The organism is Terasakiella pusilla DSM 6293 (assembly GCF_000688235.1).
GTDB classification, from domain to species: domain Bacteria; phylum Pseudomonadota; class Alphaproteobacteria; order Rhodospirillales; family Terasakiellaceae; genus Terasakiella; species Terasakiella pusilla.
On the sequence record NZ_JHYO01000006.1, the window covers coordinates 131,489 to 148,371 of the forward strand.

The following is a 16,883-nucleotide window of genomic DNA, read 5'->3' on the forward strand; positions in this document are numbered from 1 at the left end:
CTTAATTCCCTTAGTTATCTTTATAATTGGCATTTATGGTTTTAGTCTTTTTACAGAGCTGTCGCCGCCTGATCCATCTCCCCGACTTCACATTTTCGAATGCAGCTTGTAACTCTATGCAGTTATTGAAATACCAAGAAGGAGCGATGCCGTCAAACTCTCCTTGCATAGGGGGCTCATTTCTCACCAGTACACCTGTGCATCCAGCGTTCTTTGCGCACTCCAAATCCACGTCTGTATCCCCAACAAACCAAACGTCTGAACCCCTAGAGATTCCGCTGCCTTTAAGGGCTAATTCAACTGGTGCGGGATCGGGTTTGTCGTGGCTTGCGTCCCCTGCACCGAGTATCTTGTTGAAATATTTGTCCCATCCCAGATGTTCGGCTTCTTCGCGCAGGTACTTACCGCGCTTATTAGAGACCACGGCAAGGTAAAAACCCTTGGAATGCAAGGCTTTCAGCATGTTTTCTGCCCCTTTTAGGGGGCTAAGGCGCGAAATGTGAGATTCTTCGAATCGGGCATAAAAAATTTTACCCGCTTCTTCCCATCGATCCCCGAACAGTTCGGGGAAGCTATCACGCATGGATTTACGCACTCTTTCCTTTGTTTCTTCAAAGGTCCAGGGGGTATGGCCCATTTGTTCCAATGTGTAATTATTGGCATCATGGATCGCTGGCCATGTATCCACCAAGGTGTTGTCCCAATCAAAGATAAGGGCTTTGGGCGGTGTAAACTCGGACATGAATTTTGGTCTTTCTTATCGGTTCTAGAAAAATTCCAGACGTACAGAGAACATTTTTTCAACTTTGCGTACCGCATCGGACGCCGCAAACAAAACAACACGGTCTTTCGGTTGGACAATGGTGCCGCCGCGCGGGCTGATCACTTCCCCATTGCGCACGATCGCGCCGAGCAGAACGCCTGCCGGCATTTTGACTTCTTTCAGCGGTGCGCCGACCAGCGGGGAGGTTTCCAGTGCTTCGGCCTCAATCAATTCCCCAAAACCTTCGCGCAGGGAGTGAACAGAATGGATACGACCACGACGAACCTGTTGTAAGATTTGGGAGACCGTAATTGTGCGTGGGTTGACCACCACATCGATATCAAGGTTGTTGAGCAAAGGTTCATAGAGCGATTTGTTGATCAACGTCACCGCCCGTTGGGACCCCATACGTTTGGCAAGCAGGGAGCCAAGGATATTGGTTTCATCATCATCCGTGACCGCAACGATGGTTTCTGCAGAATTAACGTTGGCTTCCATCAACAGTTCTTGGTCGCGCACATCGCCGCACAAGACCGTGGTTTTTGTCAGCTGAGAAGCGATTTGACGGGCGCGTTCTTCACTTTTTTCAATAATCTTGGCGTTGACCCATGGGTATTCCCTCTCCAACTGTTGAGCAAGGAACAGGCCAATGTTACCGCCGCCAAAGATCAGCAGGCGGCGGGCTTCGGTTTCATCGTGACCAAAGGCGGTCAGGGCGCGGGACATATGTTGTTCGTCAACCACAAAGTAGGCTTCATCACCCGCTAGGAACTGGTCATCCCCGTTCGGGATCAAGGACTTGCCATCACGGATCATGCCGACGACAACGATGTTTAGATCAGGGAACAATTGTGTCAACTGACGTAACGGGGTGTTGATCAGCGGGCAATCATCTTCACAGCGCACACCGACAAGGCGCACTTTACCGCCACACAACGGGATCATATCTGTTGCCCCGGGGACCGTCAGGCGGCGCATCACGGCCCGTGCAACTTCGATCTCTGGAGAAATGATCACGTCGATGGGCAAATTGTCGCGGGTATATAGATCCTGCCATTCGGGGGCGAGATAGCTTTGGGAGCGAATACGCGCGATTTTGGTTGGGACATTAAACAGGGAATGGGCCACTTGCGCCGCGACCATGTTAATTTCGTCCGTGTAGGTCACCGCGATCAGCATGTCGGCATTTTCGGCACCGGCTTCTTTTAGGACGTCAGGGTGGCTGGCATGGCCTGTCACGCCGCGACAGTCCAGCGTGTCTGTCAACTTACCGATCAGGGCTGGTGATTGGTCAACAACGGTCACATCGTTATCTTCTAGGGCCAGATAATGGGCAATATTGGACCCGACCTGACCTGCGCCGCATATAATGACTTTCATAACACAATTGCCTTATTTTTTTTCGTCTGTCGTCAAACTTAGCGATTTCAACTTGCGATGCAAGGCTGAGCGCTCCATGCCGACAAAGGATGCTGTTTTCGAAATATTGCCGCCAAAGCGGTTGATTTGTGTATTCAGGTACTCACGTTCAAAAATCTCCCGCGCATCGCGCAGGGGCAGGCCCATAATTTCACTGCTTTGATCCCATTTCAAGTTTTCTGCACCATTGCTGGTCAACTCGTTGGGAAGCATGTCGGCTTTGATCTCTTGATCGGCGCTGCCGGGGGCCATAATTAGGACCCGTTCAACAACGTTTCTGAGTTCGCGTACATTGCCCGGCCATTCATAGGCTTGCATGGCAGCGATGGCATCTTCCGAGAAAACCCGCGCCGCATGGCCCAGACTCTCTGCCGTTTTCTTCATAAAGTACTCAGCGAGTTCCTGAATGTCTTCACGGTGTAGTTTCAAGGCCGGCAGTTCGATCGGTACGACGCTGAGACGATAGAAAAGGTCTTCGCGAAAGCGCCCTTCCGACATTTCCTGGTTTAAGTCTTTTGAGGATGTCGCAACCACGCGCACATCCACATCGACGGGCGTGTTGCCACCGATGCGCATAAAGCGTTGTTCTTGGAGGACGCGCACGATTTTACCTTGGGTGTCGGCGGGCATGTCTGCGACTTCGTCCAACAATAAGGTGCCATTGTGCGCTTGTTCAAAAAAACCGACTTTGCCGGGGCCATCTTTGGCCTGAACGCCAAACAGTTCACTTTCAACTTTATCGGCTTCCATGGTCGCGCAATTGAGGACAACAAAGGGCCCTTTGGCACGTTTGGACTGTAAATGCAGATGACGCGCACATACTTCTTTGCCCGACCCGGCTGGCCCTTGAATGAGCACGCGGGAGTTGGAGGGGGCAACCTTTTCAACGGCTTGGCGCAGTTGGTTCATGCGGTTGGAGGATCCGATAAGTTGATTTTCCACGGCCCCACGGGTGCGAAGCTCGGCATTTTCCCGTTTCAAGTCCGCGATTTCAAGCGCGCGGGTCACAGCCATCAGCAGGCGGTCGGTTTTAAAGGGCTTTTCAATAAAGTCATAGGCCCCGTCATGCAGCGCTTTTACGGCGGTCTCAATCGTGCCGTGACCACTCATCATCACGACAGGCAGATCCGGGTGTTCCTTTTTAATGGCCTTTAAAATCCCCAACCCGTCCAGCTTGCTGCCCTGCAGCCAGATGTCGAGCAGCACGAGACTTGGGCGGCGATTGCGCACGGTTTCCAGAGCTTGTATGTCGCCTGCTGCTTCGCGTGTTTCATAGCCTTCATCTTCAAGAATACCGGCAGTTAACATGCGGATGTCAGCTTCATCATCTACAATTAAAATATCATGCGCCATCTGTGACTAACCTCAATGCTGTATCCATTGCACTTTCTTCCGAATTTTTAGGGTGTGTGGACTTTTGCTGCCCATGTTCTTCGAGTTCGGGGAAGCGAAGTTCAACAAGTGCCCCACCCCCGTCTTTATCTTTCAGGGCTAGTTTGCCCTGATGTTCTTCTATGATCTTTTTGGAGATGGCGAGGCCAAGGCCCGTCCCCTTTGTCCGTGTGGTTACATAAGGGTCTGTAAGGCGTTCACGCTCTTCTTGCGGGAAGCCTTTACCGTCATCTTCAATCCGAATGACAATCTCGTTATTTTCTTCCTGCACCGATAAGGCGATGTGACCGATTGGGGCTTCCATTCCTTCCGGTAGCGGATCTTCGGGGTCGAGATCATATTTGCCGTAAATCCCTTCCGCCGCGTTTTTGATCAGGTTCGTCAACAGGCGGTTAAACTGCTGGCGATCACAGAGCAGTGTTATCTGTTCTTCCGGCATATCGAATTTGTAGTCGATTGACGATGTTCTGTTTTTTTCTAAGAACAGGACTTCACCACAAAGTTCCCACAGGTTTTCAGGTTTTAAAACCGGTCTTGGCATGCGCGCGAAGGACGAAAATTCATCAACCATCTGCCGCATATCATCAACCTGTCGGATGATTGTGTCTGTGCACATAGCAAAGGTTTCGGGGTCATTTTCGATGGTTTTTAAATACTTGCGTTTCAGGCGTTCTGCGGACAACTGGATGGGGGTCAGCGGGTTTTTAATCTCATGGGCAATGCGACGGGCAACGTTGGCCCACGCGGCACTGCGTTGGGCGCTTTGTAGCTCTGTAATGTCATCAAAAGTCAGGACATAGCCGATGATTTCCTCATCCACCCATTCTGCAGCGATGCTGGCGTTGATGATGCGCACCTGCCCATCGCGTAAGAGTTTGACTTCTGACTGCGTGGGGCGTTTGGGGGTCTGCTGTGCCTGATGAAAAAGATCTTCCAGTTCCGGCACCACATCATGGATGTGTTTGTCCTTGAGTTCACTGATCTCGGTTTTTAAAAACAAGCTGGAGAAACGGTTGGGAAGATGGATCAGCCCATTGGCATCTAACCCGATCACACCTGCACTGACGCCATCGAGAACGGTTTCGGTAAAGCGATGACGTTCTGCCAGTTCGCGGTGGGCGGTGATTAGTTCATTGCGGTGGCTTTGAAGCTGTTCCGCCATTCGGTTAAAGGCACGGCCCATCATGCCGATTTCGTCCGCGCCATGTTCTTTGTTTACCCGTGCGCCCAAATCACCTTCACGGATGCGCTCTGTTGCGCCAATCAGGTCGGTCAAAGGGCTAACCATCTGGTTGGCAAACATCATGCCCAGCCAAGCTGCCGCCAGCAGAAGCATCAGGGCGATGATCAGAAAGATCATGACAAAGCTGATGTGAATGCCTTCGCGGCTTTGTTCAAGTTCGTAATATTGTTGGTAGGCGCGCTCCACACGATCAATGGAGCCGGTGATTTCCGGTGGGATAAAGCGACCGATAAACAGGTAGGTATCAATGTAGCTGTCCAACTTAACAACGGCGCGCGCACGATCATTCTGGGGTTCAAAGGTGACGACGACCTCGTTTGCGTTGGCTTTGTCAAAAACTTCTTGGGAAACCGTATCAAAGGCAAGGCTTAAGGTCAGCGCGGTACGTGCGATGGCACGACCCTGCCCGTCCAGCAAAGCTGCTTCAGCGAGGTTATTTTCCACGGCGAGGGTGTTCAGTTCACGTTCCAACTGCAAGCGCGAACGTGACAGGAAGGCAGCTTTGCGATTGAGGGTATTTGCCATGCCCAAGGCATCAATCTGGATGGTGCGGACATGTTCATCACGATAGGCTTTTGCAACGGTTTGGGAGGAACTCAAAGCGGTGGAAACCCGTTCGTTAAACCAAGATTGCATCCCCAGATTCAAGTAGAACCCGGCAAAAACAGCCACCAAAATAGCAGGCGTAACCGCAAGCAAACTGAAGAAAAGAACCAGTTTTGCCTGTAGCTTTGATCCCGCAACGCCTTTTGTATGCTGACTGCGCAATTTAATAATGCGCCGAATAATCAAGCTGCCGAGCAACAAGAGCAAAATCGCATCGATGTACAGCAGGTTGAGGATCAGGGAGGGGTTTGACCATTCGGGACCGGACTTAGTCATGGCGACAAAGGTCGCGACCCCCGATACAATTGTCGTAATGACAAGCAAAGAGGCCAATCGGCGCCCGACACGGTAACGCCGAAACCAAGTCATGGATTTGGATAAACGGTCAGCATTGGATTTTGTTGCGGACAAGGTCACTCCCCTTTTGCCGAAAGATGGCAGTTTGAAGGGGGAGTTTAGACGATATTGTTGCAAAGATGCAACACCTTGTACGAGCTGAAGCGAGATTATTTTCCTGTAGTTTTGGTGATGGGGATATTTAGCTCACGTATCTTCTTGCGCAAGGTGTTTCGGTTCAAGCCCAAGACTTGCGCCGACTTAATCTGATTTCCGTTTGTTGCCTCCAATGTCATTGAAATTAAAGGTCTTTCCAGTTCTTTGAGAACGCGATCATACAGGCCCGCTGGGGGGAAGCCGTCATCATGGGCGTCGAAATAAGATCGTAGGTGGCGCTCAACAGCGCTCGACAGGTTGTCTGCGTCGGTATCCGATGGGTGTTGAGCATTTTGGGCGTTGAGTTCTGCGAGTTCCTGTTGGATGACTTCGAGTGTGATTGTTTCTTGAGAGTAGAGGGCAGCCAGACGGCGAATGACGTTTTCCAGCTCCCGCACGTTGCCGGGCCATGTATGTTGTTTCAGGCGTTCCAATGCTGATGTTTCAATGGTCTTCCAAGGCAGTCCTTCTTCAGCAACGAGGCTGAGGAAGTGATTTGCAAGTTCCGGGATATCTTCTGTGCGTTCACGCAAAGGGGGAAGACGGATGGGCACCACATTTAAGCGATAGTATAAATCTTCACGGAAGAGCCCCTGACGGATCAAGCTGCGCAAATCCCGGTGAGTTGCGGCGACAATACGTACGTTGGCTTTAATGGCTGTTGTGCCGCCAACCGTGGTGTACTCTCCTTCCTGCAAAACACGCAGGAGACGGGTTTGGGCTTCGGCGGGCATATCGCCGATTTCGTCAAGAAACAGTGTTCCGCCTTCGGCTTGTTCAAAGCGGCCGGATTTGCGGTTGGTTGCGCCGGTAAAAGAGCCTTTCTCATGACCGAACAGTTCACTTTCGATCAGCTCTTTTGGGATGGCGGCCATGTTGAGGGCAACAAAGCTTCCGTTGCGGCGTTTACCATAGTCGTGCAGTGCGCGTGCAACCAGTTCCTTACCTGTCCCTGACTCCCCTGTAATCATCACCGATAAGTCCGTTCCCATCAATCGGGCGAGTGTGCGGTAGATATCTTGCATGGCGGCGGAACGTCCGATCAGGGGGAGTTCTTCTTCCATATTATTGTCGGGGACGCTGGCAGGTTTACAGGGTTGCGGTGTCTCTAAGGCGCGTTTAACGACAGCCAAAAGTTCGTTTAAATCAAAAGGTTTAGGCAAGTATTCGAAAGCGCCACGTTCAGTTGCGCGCACAGCTGTCATCAAGGTGTTTTGCGCACTCATAACGATGCAGCGCAGCTGTGGGCGGATTTTTTTGATACGCGGGATCAGGTCAAGACCGTTTTCGTCCGGCATTACGACGTCGGTGATGACCAGATCGCCCTGCCCTTCGCTCACCCAACGCCATAGGGTGGCCGCATTACCTGTGACTTGAACGTTATAGCCGGCCCGTCCCAAAGCTTGGTTTAGGACGGTGCGGATGGCGGCGTCGTCGTCTGCAACAAGGATGGTAGCGCTCATTTATCTGGTTCCTTTTAGACCGTCAGGGGGCCGTGGTGTTTTTCTGAATACATGGGGAGCATTAGGCGGAAAATGGTTTTATTGGGTTCGCTTTCGCATTCAATCAATCCACCGTGATCACCGATCATTTTGGCGACGAGGGCAAGGCCAAGGCCGCTGCCTTTGGCTTTGGTGGTGACAAACGGTTCAAACAATTGGTTACGCAGGTCATCCGGTATGCCCGGGCCATTATCCTGAATGGATACAAGCAACGGCAGGTGAACGCGGGTATTGGACCCGGGGACCGCCAGACGTACGCCATGTTGATAGGCAGTGGTCAGGGTGATTTCTGCCGTATCATGGATGGCGGCTTCGCAGGCGTTTTTAACAAGGTTCAAGACAATTTGAATGAGGTTGTCCTTGTTGCCGAAAACCGGTGGCAAAGAAGGGTCATATTGTTCGGTAAAGCGCACGTGTTTGCCAAATCCGTTTTGGGCGAGTTGACGCACATGTTCAAGGACTTGGTGAATGTTGACCGCCTCGCGCTTGATGGGCCGCCCGTCAGAGAAAGATTCCATCCGGTCAACCAAGGCACAAATGCGATCGGTCTCGTCGGTTATGAGTTTCGTCAGGGGCTTGTCTTCGTCGCTGGCTGTAGTTTCCAGCAATTGTGCCGCCCCGCGGATGCCGGAGAGCGGGTTTTTGATCTCATGGGCCAGCATGGCAGACATGGCGGTAATGGTGCGCGCTGCGGAGCGATGCTTGAGTTGGCGGGCAATCTGGTCAGCAAGGGAGCGTTTGGTCATGGTCAGGATGATCAGGGAGGTGTCCTCGATCAGGGGGGACGCATGAGCGTTGACCAGATGTTTACCAATGCGCGGGGACTCGATGGTGATGCTGTTTTCTGACACGTTGGATCGGTCGGTTCGGGCTTGTGCAATCAGGGCATGAACCGGACTGTCGGCGGGGATATATTCTTCCAGGGGCCGTCCTTCGAGGTATTTGGCGCTGGCTTGAAGGAGTTGCTCGCCGCTGGTGTTGACGAATTTGATGGTACTGTCCGGTGCGATCACAAAGACGCAGGCCGTGACAGAATTCAGGATGACTTCCCCATCGAAGGAGACCGGTTTTTTGGGCATTTTAGGCGGCCTTTTTATCGATATTGTCGTTGTAGAAATCCGCGACCCGTTTTTTCACATCGTCCGGGGATTTGATTTTCATGATCTCGTTTCTGAATTCCGTGGCGCCGGTCATGCCTTTGCAGTACCAGCTTAGGTGTTTGCGGGCATGTCGTACGCCCACAAGTTCACCATAATGGGCAATCATCGCGTCATAATGTTCCAAGACAATATCGCGTTGTTCTTCAAGGCTTGGCGGGGGCAGGCGTTCGCCTGTTTCCAGATAATGCATGATTTCTTTTAAAAACCAGGGGCGACCATAGGCACCGCGCCCCACCATGACGCCATCTGCGCCACTTTGGCTAAACATGGTGTCGACATCTTCGACGTTGAGGATGTCGCCATTGCCGATCACCGGAATGTTTACAGCTTCTTTAATGGGGGCGATCGCACGCCAATCTGCATTGCCCCCGTACATCTGATCGCGTGTGCGCCCATGAATGGTGATGGAGGACAGGCCGATATCTTCCGCCATTTTTGCCAAGGTCACGGCATTTTTACTTTGATCATCCCAGCCGAGGCGCATTTTGACGGTGACGGGGATGTTTACAGCGTCTTTGACTGCTTGCATGATCTCGCCAGCCAGTTTTTCGTTGCGCATCAGGGCGGAGCCTGCAAAGGATTTGACGACTTTTTTGACGGGGCATCCCATGTTGATGTCGATGATATCCGCGCCGCGTGCTTCGTTCATGCGGGCGGCTTCGGCCATCACATCGGGTTCTGTGCCTGCAAGCTGAACAGCCATCGGGCTTTCATCTTCGCAGGAGGTTGCCATTTTTTGTGTTTTGGTGGAGGCGCGCAGCATTTCTTTACTGGCGATCATCTCCGAAACCACAAGGCCAGCCCCGAATTTTTTGACCAGTTTTCGAAACGGCATATCCGTTACGCCAGACATAGGGGCAAGGATGACAGGGCTTTCTAAAGTGATGGGACCGATTTTCATTGACTGTTTTTTCATCATGTAAAATACCTGCCTAAGTTATAGGCACTTTATGTTCGGGTGAAAAGAAAAAAACGCCTCTTCCAAGAAAAAGGCGTCAATAAATAGGCAAATTTCAAAATGGCGAAAAAACGCGCAATTTTTATAAAGTTTTAGGCCATCATCACGTCAGTTACGAACCGAACGCCAAGGAAACCAAGGCTTAACAGCAGGTAGGCCAAAAGGACGAGGCGGGTTGCCTGTTTGCCACGCACACCGCTTTTAAAGGTCAGCCATAGCAAAATAGCGATGGCAGCAAAGGCCGCGAGGGAGAAGAGTGTTTTATGATCCGCTGGCAGGAGATTGCCCGTTTCCATCATGGATACGCCCATGCCAGACAAAACGCCAAGACCTAGAATCACTTCACAGGCAATCAAGAGGCGCACGAGAAGGTTTTCACTATCAACAACGGATGGCAGCATGCGGGTGAGTTTGGTTGGGCGTTTTTTCTTGAGCGCCCGTTCCACCAGAAAGGAGCTTAGGGCAGCAACAGCCGCAATGGTCGCAAGCGCGTAGGTAAAGACGGAGATCGCGATATGGAACATGATCCAGTTATTTATCGCTTCTTCATTGTGTTGGATGACGTGACCGGGAAAGGCTTGCCATAACATGGCCCACAGCCCCATGAGCGCCAAATATGGCATCAACAAAGGGGTGATACGCCATGCAAGGGAGCTGATGGCGCAGGTAATCACAAAGCTGATGACACTGGCAGATATGGTTACCCAGATGGCAAGAGATAAGGACGTGCGCCATTCTCCAGACAGTTGAGCGAGTGTCCAACTGAGGGAGCCTGCGACAGCAACGGCCAGCAGCGACCAGAAGGTGCCCGCCTGCCCTTTGGGTTCTTTGATAAAATAGACTGCAGGTAATGCCAGTGACAGTACCGCACTTACGCTAAAAGCCATGGATTGAATCATCATGTTGTGTATCTAGCCCCATGTCGCTTGAGGATGCAATAGCTATTGTTTCCAAGCGTCAAGCTGAGGTATGAAAGGATCATGAAATCGATTTATGCCATTATTGTTGCTGCTGGTCGCGGGTCGCGCTTTGGCGGGGATTTGCCCAAGCAATATACGCCCTTGGGGAAAGCCGTCGTGCTGACTCACACGGTCCGTGCTTTTTTAAGTCATCCCAAAATTGCGGGTGTACGTGTCCTTATTCATCCGGATGATCGGGTTTTATACGAATCGGCTGTTGAGGGATTAGAGCTTCTCGCGCCGGCATTTGGTGGTAAAAGCCGACAGGAGTCTGTCTTTAACGGCCTTCAAAGTGTAGCGGGCTTTAATCCTGATCTGGTGTTGATCCATGATGCAGCACGTCCCTTTGTCTCGGTTGATGTTATTGATCGGGTGATTGAGGCAACTACATCCGGCGTGGGGGTCATCCCCGCCCTGCCCGTAACGGACACCTTAAAGCGTGAGGTGGAGGGCTATTGCGCAGATACGGTGGACCGCACATCTTTATGGCGGGCACAGACGCCGCAAGGATTTGTGTTTCAGGATATCTATCCGGCACACCAGCAGCTTTCGGGCAAGGAATTGACCGATGATGCCGCTTTGATGGAAGCCGTTGGGAAATCGGTCCGTTTTGTGATGGGCCATGAAGATAACTTCAAGATCACGACACAGGATGATCTTGTGCAGGCACAAAGGATTATGGCTGAAATGACAGAGTTTCGCACCGGATCAGGTTTTGATGTTCATCGGTTTTGTGAAGGGGATCATGTCACCCTGTGCGGCGTGGATGTGCCCCATAGTGAAGGGCTTGCCGGACATTCTGATGCAGATGTAGCTTTACATGCCCTCACGGATGCAGTGCTGGGCGCGATTGCGGCGGGTGATATCGGGACACACTTTCCCCCAACCGATCCGCAATGGAAAGGCGCGTCCTCAGACCGTTTTCTGACCCATGCCTGCAAATTGGTGCGAGAAAAAGGTGGTCAGGTCATTAATCTGGATGTGACCATCATCTGCGAACGCCCCAAAGTTGGCCCGTATCGCGACGATATGCGCAAACGTGTGGCGGATATTTGTGGGCTTGATCTGGATCGGGTCAGTGTTAAAGGGACGACGACCGAGAAATTAGGCTTCACAGGTCGATCTGAAGGGATCGCAGCCCAAGCTGTCGCCACTGTTAAATTATAAAATTCGGGCTGGTTTTTTGTAACGGGGGCGAAATGTCTGTGCGGAATTTTAGCCCGGATTTTGGCATTCTTCCCCGATCCATTTTAGAAAATCAGAGTTGCCGTTTTCAATCGGTGTGGTGATGATGGCGGGACAGTCGTAGCTGTGAATTTCTTTCACCCGTTTGACGACTCCGTCCACATTTTCCCGCGTTGTTTTGGCGAGAAAGGCAATTTCGCTATCTTCCTGCACGGCATCGTTCCACCAATATAAGGATTGGATTTGCGGCAGGATATTGACGCAGGCAACCCGTCTTTCTTCGACTAGGACTTTCGCGATTTTGCGGGCTTCTTCAAGGTTGGCACAAGTGGCGTAGATCAAGTGTGTTTGCATTTTATAGTCCTCAACGCGAGAGATTAGGCCTGCTGTTGCATGGTCGATATGTATAAGGTTTGGTCTTTTTCGGTTTTCATATTACCCTTTGCAAATCCCTGACGTTATCAAAATGAGATTGCTATGACAGTGGAAAATGAAAAGGCCCGCCCGTCCCATGATGGACAAAAACCGACTGAGACGCAACGCAAATGGCTGGCTCGTGGGTTAACGCAACCGGGTGGTAAACTTCCCTTGTTTGACGAGTACGGTCAGCAAGTGAATCCGCAAACGGTGAAAAGTTGTATCCGTCACGGTTGGGCGGAACCGTGGTTTTCAAATCCGTTGAAACCGGATTGGCTGGTGTGTAAATTGACCGCGCTTGGGCGACAGCTTGTGGAGCCTTGAAGTCACAAAATTATGTTGAATTTATATTTCTACAAATTTTTTGTGATGTAAAATGCTACGACACCATTAATTCGAAAACGATTCAATTTTATCTAATTTTCTTTTGATTAACTGCAAAAGAAGTTTTTCTCAACCGATCAAGGCCAATATGACTGAAGAGAATGTCGCTAAAACTGTATATGTCTGCACAAATAAGCGTTTTAGTGTGAGTAGCCCATCCTGCGGTATGCGTGGGAGCGAGAAAACCCTGACCCTATTGCAAGATGCAATGAAGGCACGCGGTTTTTCTTATCCTATTGAAAAGTCGATCTGTTTTGGACAATGCACATTTGGCCCTGCGATCCGTATTGCACCGGGGGGCGAGTTTTTTATGGGCGCCAAGCCTGCCAAGCTTGATGAGATTGTAGACTGGCTGGTCACCCAGATGACGGAGGAGGACTAGGCCTTAGTCCCCCGTGTCATCTACCATGGGAAGATATTTGGGCAGGAAGTGGCGTTCAAACGCTTCTGCCGGTTCTGGTCTGGCCAGAAGGTAGCCTTGAAGCAAGGTGCATCCTCGCTCGTTCAGGAAATCTGCTTGCGGTTTGGTTTCGACCCCTTCTGCGATGGATTGCAGGCCAAGGGTTTCGCTCATATTGATGATGGTGGAGACAAGCTGGCGATTGCCTTGCTCGCTAAACATTTCCTGAATGAAGCTCTGGTCGATCTTGAGATAATCAATCGGTAGCTTTTTCAGGTAGCCCAGATTTGAATAACCGGTTCCAAAATCGTCAATGGCAATGCGCACGCCCAATTCTTTCAGCTTGTTGAGGTTTGCACGTACTGTCTCTGGTTCGTGGATGAAGGAACCCTCGGTAATTTCGATCTCCAGAAGTTTGCCGTCGGTGCCGTGTTTTTTGAGGATATCCGCCACAATTTCCGGGAAGGCCTTATCCACGATTTGTTCGGGCGCAATGTTGACGGCGATGGAGATCGGTTGATACCCCTTCTCTTTCCACCGTGTCAGTTGCTGACAGGCCTGCTCTAAAACCCAAATGCTGATTTTGGTCATCATGCCAATTTCTTGCGCAATCGGTAAGAAAGCCGCCGGGCCGATGGGACCGACTTCTTCGTTATGCCAGCGTAAAAGCGCCTCTGCGGCAATTAACGCGCCATCCCCTGCGGAAGCCTGGGGTTGATAGAAAAGTTCTAGTTCGTTGTTATCAATCGCACCTCTCAGCGCGGCTTCAATTTTTAGCTGACGCATGCCTTGTTCGGTAAAGGCGGGGTTAAACAGATTGAAGGTGCTGCGCCCGGTATCTTTGGAACGATACATGGCGGCATCGGCATTTTTAATCAGAGTTTCATATTCATCCCCATCATCAGGGAAGATGCTGATCCCCAAACTGGAGGTCACAAACAGTTTGTGTTCATCGACGATAAAGGGTTCGGCAAAGGAGGCAACGATACGGTCAGCAACCTTGGTGACTTCTTCCACAGATTGGATGTCAGGGAACAGTAATACGAATTCATCGCCGCCAAGACGCGCAACCGTATCTTCATCACGGGTACAGTTGATCAAACGACCGGCGGCTTCCACCAGAATTTCATCGCCTGTATTGTGGCCCAGCGTATCGTTGATCTTTTTAAAATGATCAAGGTCGACAAACATGACGGCCAGTCGTTCGTTGTGTCGTTTGGAACGGGCAATACCCATTTTCAAACGATCACTGAACAGGCGGCGGTTAGGCAGCTTGGTCAGTTCATCAAAATAGGCCAGACGACGGATCTCATTCTCCTGACTTTTACGTTCGGAGATATCGCAGAAAATACCGGCATATTGGTAGATACTGCCATGGTCGTTTTTGATGGCAGTGATGGTCAGCCATTCGGGATAAACTTCGCCGTTTTTGCGTCGGTTCCAGATTTCCCCCTGCCAGTATCCATCCTTGGACAGTTGCTGCCACATATCTGAATAGTATTTTTCTTCATGGCGACCTGACTTTAACAAGGCTGGCGTTTGCCCAATGGCTTCATCGGCACTGTAGCCAGTAACTGTTGTAAAAGTCGGGTTTACATATTCGATTTTACCTTCGGAGTTGGCAATAATGATCCCGTCAAGGGAGGCTTCGATGATGCGGTGGGCCAGATGGAGGCTGTTTTGAGACTGTTTTAGCGCTTGCGAGCGTTCTTCCAAGATCGTGTTGATCCGGCGGACATATTCAAATTGAAGGCTGGAGAGGATACTTGAAAAACTGATGAGGCCAATAATATCGCCCTTGTCGTTATTGACACCCAAGTGACGAAAGCCGGTTTTGATCAGACGATGGCGCGCTTCCAGAAGGTTTGTGTTTTCGTGGATGGTCGCGAGTGGGCGGGAGGCTGCTTCCCCAATGGTTTCAGGGAAGGATTTTTGCGACACAAAGCGCGTGATATCTTTCTCTGTGACAATGCCATAGGTGTTGTCATCAAACAGCACGCAGACGGCACTTTGTGGCACGCTGCGAATGTGCTTGACGGCTTCGTGGGTGAACATATGTTCCGGCACGACAGGGGCCGGGTTTTCAATAGCTTGTCCCACGGATTTGAGGGTCAGATAATATTCTTCCCCATGCTTTAAAATGACATCGGTTTGGGTGATGATGCCGATCGGGGCGTCATGATCATCGACGACCAATAAGTGACGCACCCGTTCTTCCTTAAAGCGCACAGCCGCCGCCCCGATTGAGACGTCATCGCGGATGCTTTTGACCGGCGAGTTCATATGATCGCGCACGGGATGGTCGAAGGTGGCGAGATTGCTGACATCAAGGCGTAGGGTATCGCGCTCCGTCCAGATGCCGATAGGGACGCCATCGTCGACCACAAGGATCGAGCTACAGCCCGTTTCCTGCATGGCTTTGGCGCTGTTGGCAATAGTGTCTTCTGGCGAACAGGTCAGTAAATTGCGATTTACGATACTGCTTATAGGATTATTTACGGGGCTCATTAATCGGCAACCTTTTATTTCAATCCATCACCCTATCACGTATGAATCCTTAAGGAAAAGACACTATTTTGTGTGCATACCTTCGTATGATCTACAAAACCGTGCAAACTTCATCAAAGGCCGGACGTGCGTTTCGGTCATATAAACCAGCGCTATCACCGTATCCTATGTTGCACAGGAAATTGGACTTGAAGTTTGAATCTTTAAAAAAGACATCATCAACCTTGGCGTTATCAAAGCCCGACATCGGCCCGCAATCCAGCCCGAGCGCACGACAGGCCAGAATAAAATAAGCACCTTGTAAAGTCGTGTTTCGATGGGCGGTTTCGCTTGAAAGGTCGGGTGACGATTCGAAAAGATCAGCGGCACCGGGGAAGCTTGGAAACAGTTTTGGCATATTGACGTAGAACTTCGGGTCTTGTGCAATGATGGCTGTCACCGGGGCTTTCATGGTTTTTTCGATATTGCCTTCGGACAGGCAGGCTTTTAGTTTTTCCTTAGCTTCAGCGGATTTGACAAAGGTGATGCGCACCGGGTTGCAGTTCATGCTTGTGGGGGCCCAGCGTGCAAGATCCCACACCTGTGTTAAAAGACTATCGGGGACATCTTTATCAAGCCATGCATTGTGGGTGCGTGCTTCTAGAAACAGTTGGTCAAGGGCGTCTTTGGAAAGTGAAGTCGACATTGGAAAGCTCCTGTTCTTGTGATCTTTATTAAATGACACCGGGGAAGGCACCGCCATCCAAGAGGATATTTTGACCAGTCATAAAGCCAGCCTGTGCGGAACACATAAACGCGCAGGTCGCGCCAAATTCATCCGGGTTGCCAAATCGCCCTGCCGGGTTTGCCGCCATGCGTTGTTGGCGGGCAAGATCAACATCGATGCCTTTTGCTTTGGCTTCTCCATTGACGACCTGTGTGATGCGGTCTGTATCAAACGGGCCGGGCAAAAGGTTGTTGATGGTCACGTTATGGGCAACGGTTTTACGCGCTAACCCAGCCACGAAGCCTGTTAGGCCTGCACGGGCGCCATTGGATAGCCCCAACACATCAATCGGCGCTTTGACGGCACCGGAGGTGATGTTGACGATCCGCCCGAATTTGCGATCAATCATGCCATCGACACAGGCCTTGATCAGTTCAATCGGTGTCAACATATTGGCATCCAGCGCCTTGATCCAATCTTCACGTTCCCAATCACGGAAATCACCGGGCGGTGGGCCGCCAGCATTGTTGATCAGGATATCCGGCTCTGGCATGGCTTTAAGGACTGCGGCGCGTCCTTCTGGGGTTGTGATGTCACAGGCGATAGCGGTGACTTCTACGCCCGTAAGGGCGCGAATTTCATCAGCAGTGGCTGAGAGTGTTTCTTCTGTGCGCGCGCAAATGGTCAGGTTGACGCCTTCACGTGCCAGATTGATCGCACAAGCTTTCCCCAACCCTTTGGAGGCGGCGCAGACAATTGCCGATTTCCCTTTAAGTCCCAGATCCATCT

At 51.0% G+C, this 16,883-nt stretch carries 15 protein-coding genes; 3 read left to right on the forward strand and 12 right to left on the reverse strand.

The window, feature by feature from the left end; genetic code table 11:
- Positions 1–10: 10 nt before the first annotated feature.
- The 8 genes from Q397_RS21295 to ccsA form a co-directional block, all read right to left on the reverse strand.
- Positions 11–742: an HAD family hydrolase gene (locus Q397_RS21295; RefSeq protein WP_084148953.1), complete on the reverse strand. Its 732-nt coding sequence runs from the start codon at positions 740–742 to the stop codon at positions 11–13.
- Positions 743–766: 24 nt separating this feature from the next.
- Positions 767–2,143 (reverse strand): Trk system potassium transporter TrkA, encoded by a 1,377-nt coding sequence (gene trkA, locus Q397_RS0105805; protein WP_028878600.1) that lies wholly within the window; start codon positions 2,141–2,143, stop codon positions 767–769.
- 12 nt (positions 2,144–2,155) lie between these two features.
- Positions 2,156–3,535 (reverse strand): nitrogen assimilation response regulator NtrX, encoded by a 1,380-nt coding sequence (gene ntrX / locus Q397_RS0105810; protein WP_028878601.1) that lies wholly within the window; start codon positions 3,533–3,535, stop codon positions 2,156–2,158.
- The gene (locus Q397_RS21300; RefSeq protein ID WP_156950640.1) at positions 3,525–5,834 is read right to left on the reverse strand and encodes a sensor histidine kinase NtrY-like; all 2,310 of its coding nucleotides are present in this window, start codon (positions 5,832–5,834) and stop codon (positions 3,525–3,527) included. Before Q397_RS21300 ends, ntrX begins: the two co-directional genes overlap by 11 nt.
- Positions 5,835–5,929: 95 nt before the next feature.
- Positions 5,930–7,378 (reverse strand): nitrogen regulation protein NR(I), encoded by a 1,449-nt coding sequence (gene ntrC, locus Q397_RS0105820; protein ID WP_028878602.1) that lies wholly within the window; start codon positions 7,376–7,378, stop codon positions 5,930–5,932.
- A 14-nt stretch (positions 7,379–7,392) separates the two neighbouring features.
- Positions 7,393–8,496 (reverse strand): two-component system sensor histidine kinase NtrB, encoded by a 1,104-nt coding sequence (locus Q397_RS0105825; RefSeq protein WP_051609753.1) that lies wholly within the window; start codon positions 8,494–8,496, stop codon positions 7,393–7,395.
- 1 nt (position 8,497) lies between these two features.
- Entirely contained in the window at positions 8,498–9,496 is a 999-nt protein-coding gene (gene dusB, locus Q397_RS0105830; RefSeq protein WP_028878604.1) for a tRNA dihydrouridine synthase DusB, read from the reverse strand.
- 131 nt (positions 9,497–9,627) lie between these two features.
- Positions 9,628–10,437 carry a cytochrome c biogenesis protein CcsA gene (gene ccsA / locus Q397_RS0105835; RefSeq protein ID WP_051609754.1) on the reverse strand — a complete coding sequence of 270 codons (810 nt, stop codon included), beginning with the start codon at positions 10,435–10,437 and terminating at the stop codon, positions 9,628–9,630.
- Positions 10,438–10,515: 78 nt separating this feature from the next.
- On the opposite strand from ccsA, the gene Q397_RS0105840 reads away from it, so the two are divergent.
- The gene (locus Q397_RS0105840) at positions 10,516–11,661 is read left to right on the forward strand and encodes a bifunctional 2-C-methyl-D-erythritol 4-phosphate cytidylyltransferase/2-C-methyl-D-erythritol 2,4-cyclodiphosphate synthase (protein WP_028878606.1); all 1,146 of its coding nucleotides are present in this window, start codon (positions 10,516–10,518) and stop codon (positions 11,659–11,661) included.
- A gap of 48 nt (positions 11,662–11,709) precedes the next feature.
- On the opposite strand, the gene cutA is transcribed toward Q397_RS0105840, so the two are convergent.
- Positions 11,710–12,033, reverse strand: coding sequence for a divalent-cation tolerance protein CutA (gene cutA / locus Q397_RS0105845; RefSeq protein ID WP_028878607.1), 324 nt, complete (start codon positions 12,031–12,033; stop codon positions 11,710–11,712).
- A gap of 123 nt (positions 12,034–12,156) precedes the next feature.
- Between cutA and Q397_RS0105850 the strand changes: the two genes are divergently transcribed.
- Together Q397_RS0105850 and Q397_RS0105855 are read left to right on the forward strand one after the other, a co-directional pair.
- Positions 12,157–12,420 (forward strand): hypothetical protein, encoded by a 264-nt coding sequence (locus Q397_RS0105850; protein WP_051609755.1) that lies wholly within the window; start codon positions 12,157–12,159, stop codon positions 12,418–12,420.
- A gap of 205 nt (positions 12,421–12,625) precedes the next feature.
- Entirely contained in the window at positions 12,626–12,862 is a 237-nt protein-coding gene (locus Q397_RS0105855) for a (2Fe-2S) ferredoxin domain-containing protein (protein WP_156950641.1), read from the forward strand.
- A gap of 3 nt (positions 12,863–12,865) precedes the next feature.
- Here the strand turns inward: Q397_RS0105855 and Q397_RS0105860 are convergent, their stop codons facing one another.
- From Q397_RS0105860 to Q397_RS0105870, 3 genes are all read right to left on the reverse strand, one after another.
- Complete coding sequence (locus tag Q397_RS0105860) at positions 12,866–15,388, reverse strand: EAL domain-containing protein (RefSeq protein WP_028878610.1); 2,523 nt, start codon at positions 15,386–15,388, stop codon at positions 12,866–12,868.
- Positions 15,389–15,479: 91 nt separating this feature from the next.
- On the reverse strand, positions 15,480–16,073 hold the full coding sequence (locus Q397_RS0105865) for a malonic semialdehyde reductase (RefSeq protein ID WP_028878611.1): 594 nt from the start codon (positions 16,071–16,073) through the stop codon (positions 15,480–15,482).
- A 28-nt stretch (positions 16,074–16,101) separates the two neighbouring features.
- On the reverse strand, positions 16,102–16,881 hold the full coding sequence (locus tag Q397_RS0105870; RefSeq protein ID WP_028878612.1) for an SDR family oxidoreductase: 780 nt from the start codon (positions 16,879–16,881) through the stop codon (positions 16,102–16,104).
- Positions 16,882–16,883 lie beyond the last annotated feature (2 nt).

Coding starts and splice junctions, on each gene's coding strand:
- Q397_RS0105825 (WP_051609753.1), bottom strand. CDS start 8,496: ATGCCCAAAAAACCGGTCTCCTTCGATGGGGAAGTCATCCTGAATTCT.
- ntrX (WP_028878601.1), bottom strand. CDS start 3,535: ATGGCGCATGATATTTTAATTGTAGATGATGAAGCTGACATCCGCATG.
- Q397_RS0105865 (WP_028878611.1), bottom strand. CDS start 16,073: ATGTCGACTTCACTTTCCAAAGACGCCCTTGACCAACTGTTTCTAGAA.
- cutA (WP_028878607.1), bottom strand. CDS start 12,033: ATGCAAACACACTTGATCTACGCCACTTGTGCCAACCTTGAAGAAGCC.
- ntrC (WP_028878602.1), bottom strand. CDS start 7,378: ATGAGCGCTACCATCCTTGTTGCAGACGACGACGCCGCCATCCGCACC.
- Q397_RS0105850 (WP_051609755.1), top strand. CDS start 12,157: ATGACAGTGGAAAATGAAAAGGCCCGCCCGTCCCATGATGGACAAAAA.
- trkA (WP_028878600.1), bottom strand. CDS start 2,143: ATGAAAGTCATTATATGCGGCGCAGGTCAGGTCGGGTCCAATATTGCC.
- dusB (WP_028878604.1), bottom strand. CDS start 9,496: ATGATGAAAAAACAGTCAATGAAAATCGGTCCCATCACTTTAGAAAGC.
- Q397_RS21295 (WP_084148953.1), bottom strand. CDS start 742: ATGTCCGAGTTTACACCGCCCAAAGCCCTTATCTTTGATTGGGACAAC.
- Q397_RS0105840 (WP_028878606.1), top strand. CDS start 10,516: ATGAAATCGATTTATGCCATTATTGTTGCTGCTGGTCGCGGGTCGCGC.
- Q397_RS0105870 (WP_028878612.1), bottom strand. CDS start 16,881: ATGGATCTGGGACTTAAAGGGAAATCGGCAATTGTCTGCGCCGCCTCC.
- Q397_RS0105860 (WP_028878610.1), bottom strand. CDS start 15,388: ATGAGCCCCGTAAATAATCCTATAAGCAGTATCGTAAATCGCAATTTA.
- ccsA (WP_051609754.1), bottom strand. CDS start 10,437: ATGATGATTCAATCCATGGCTTTTAGCGTAAGTGCGGTACTGTCACTG.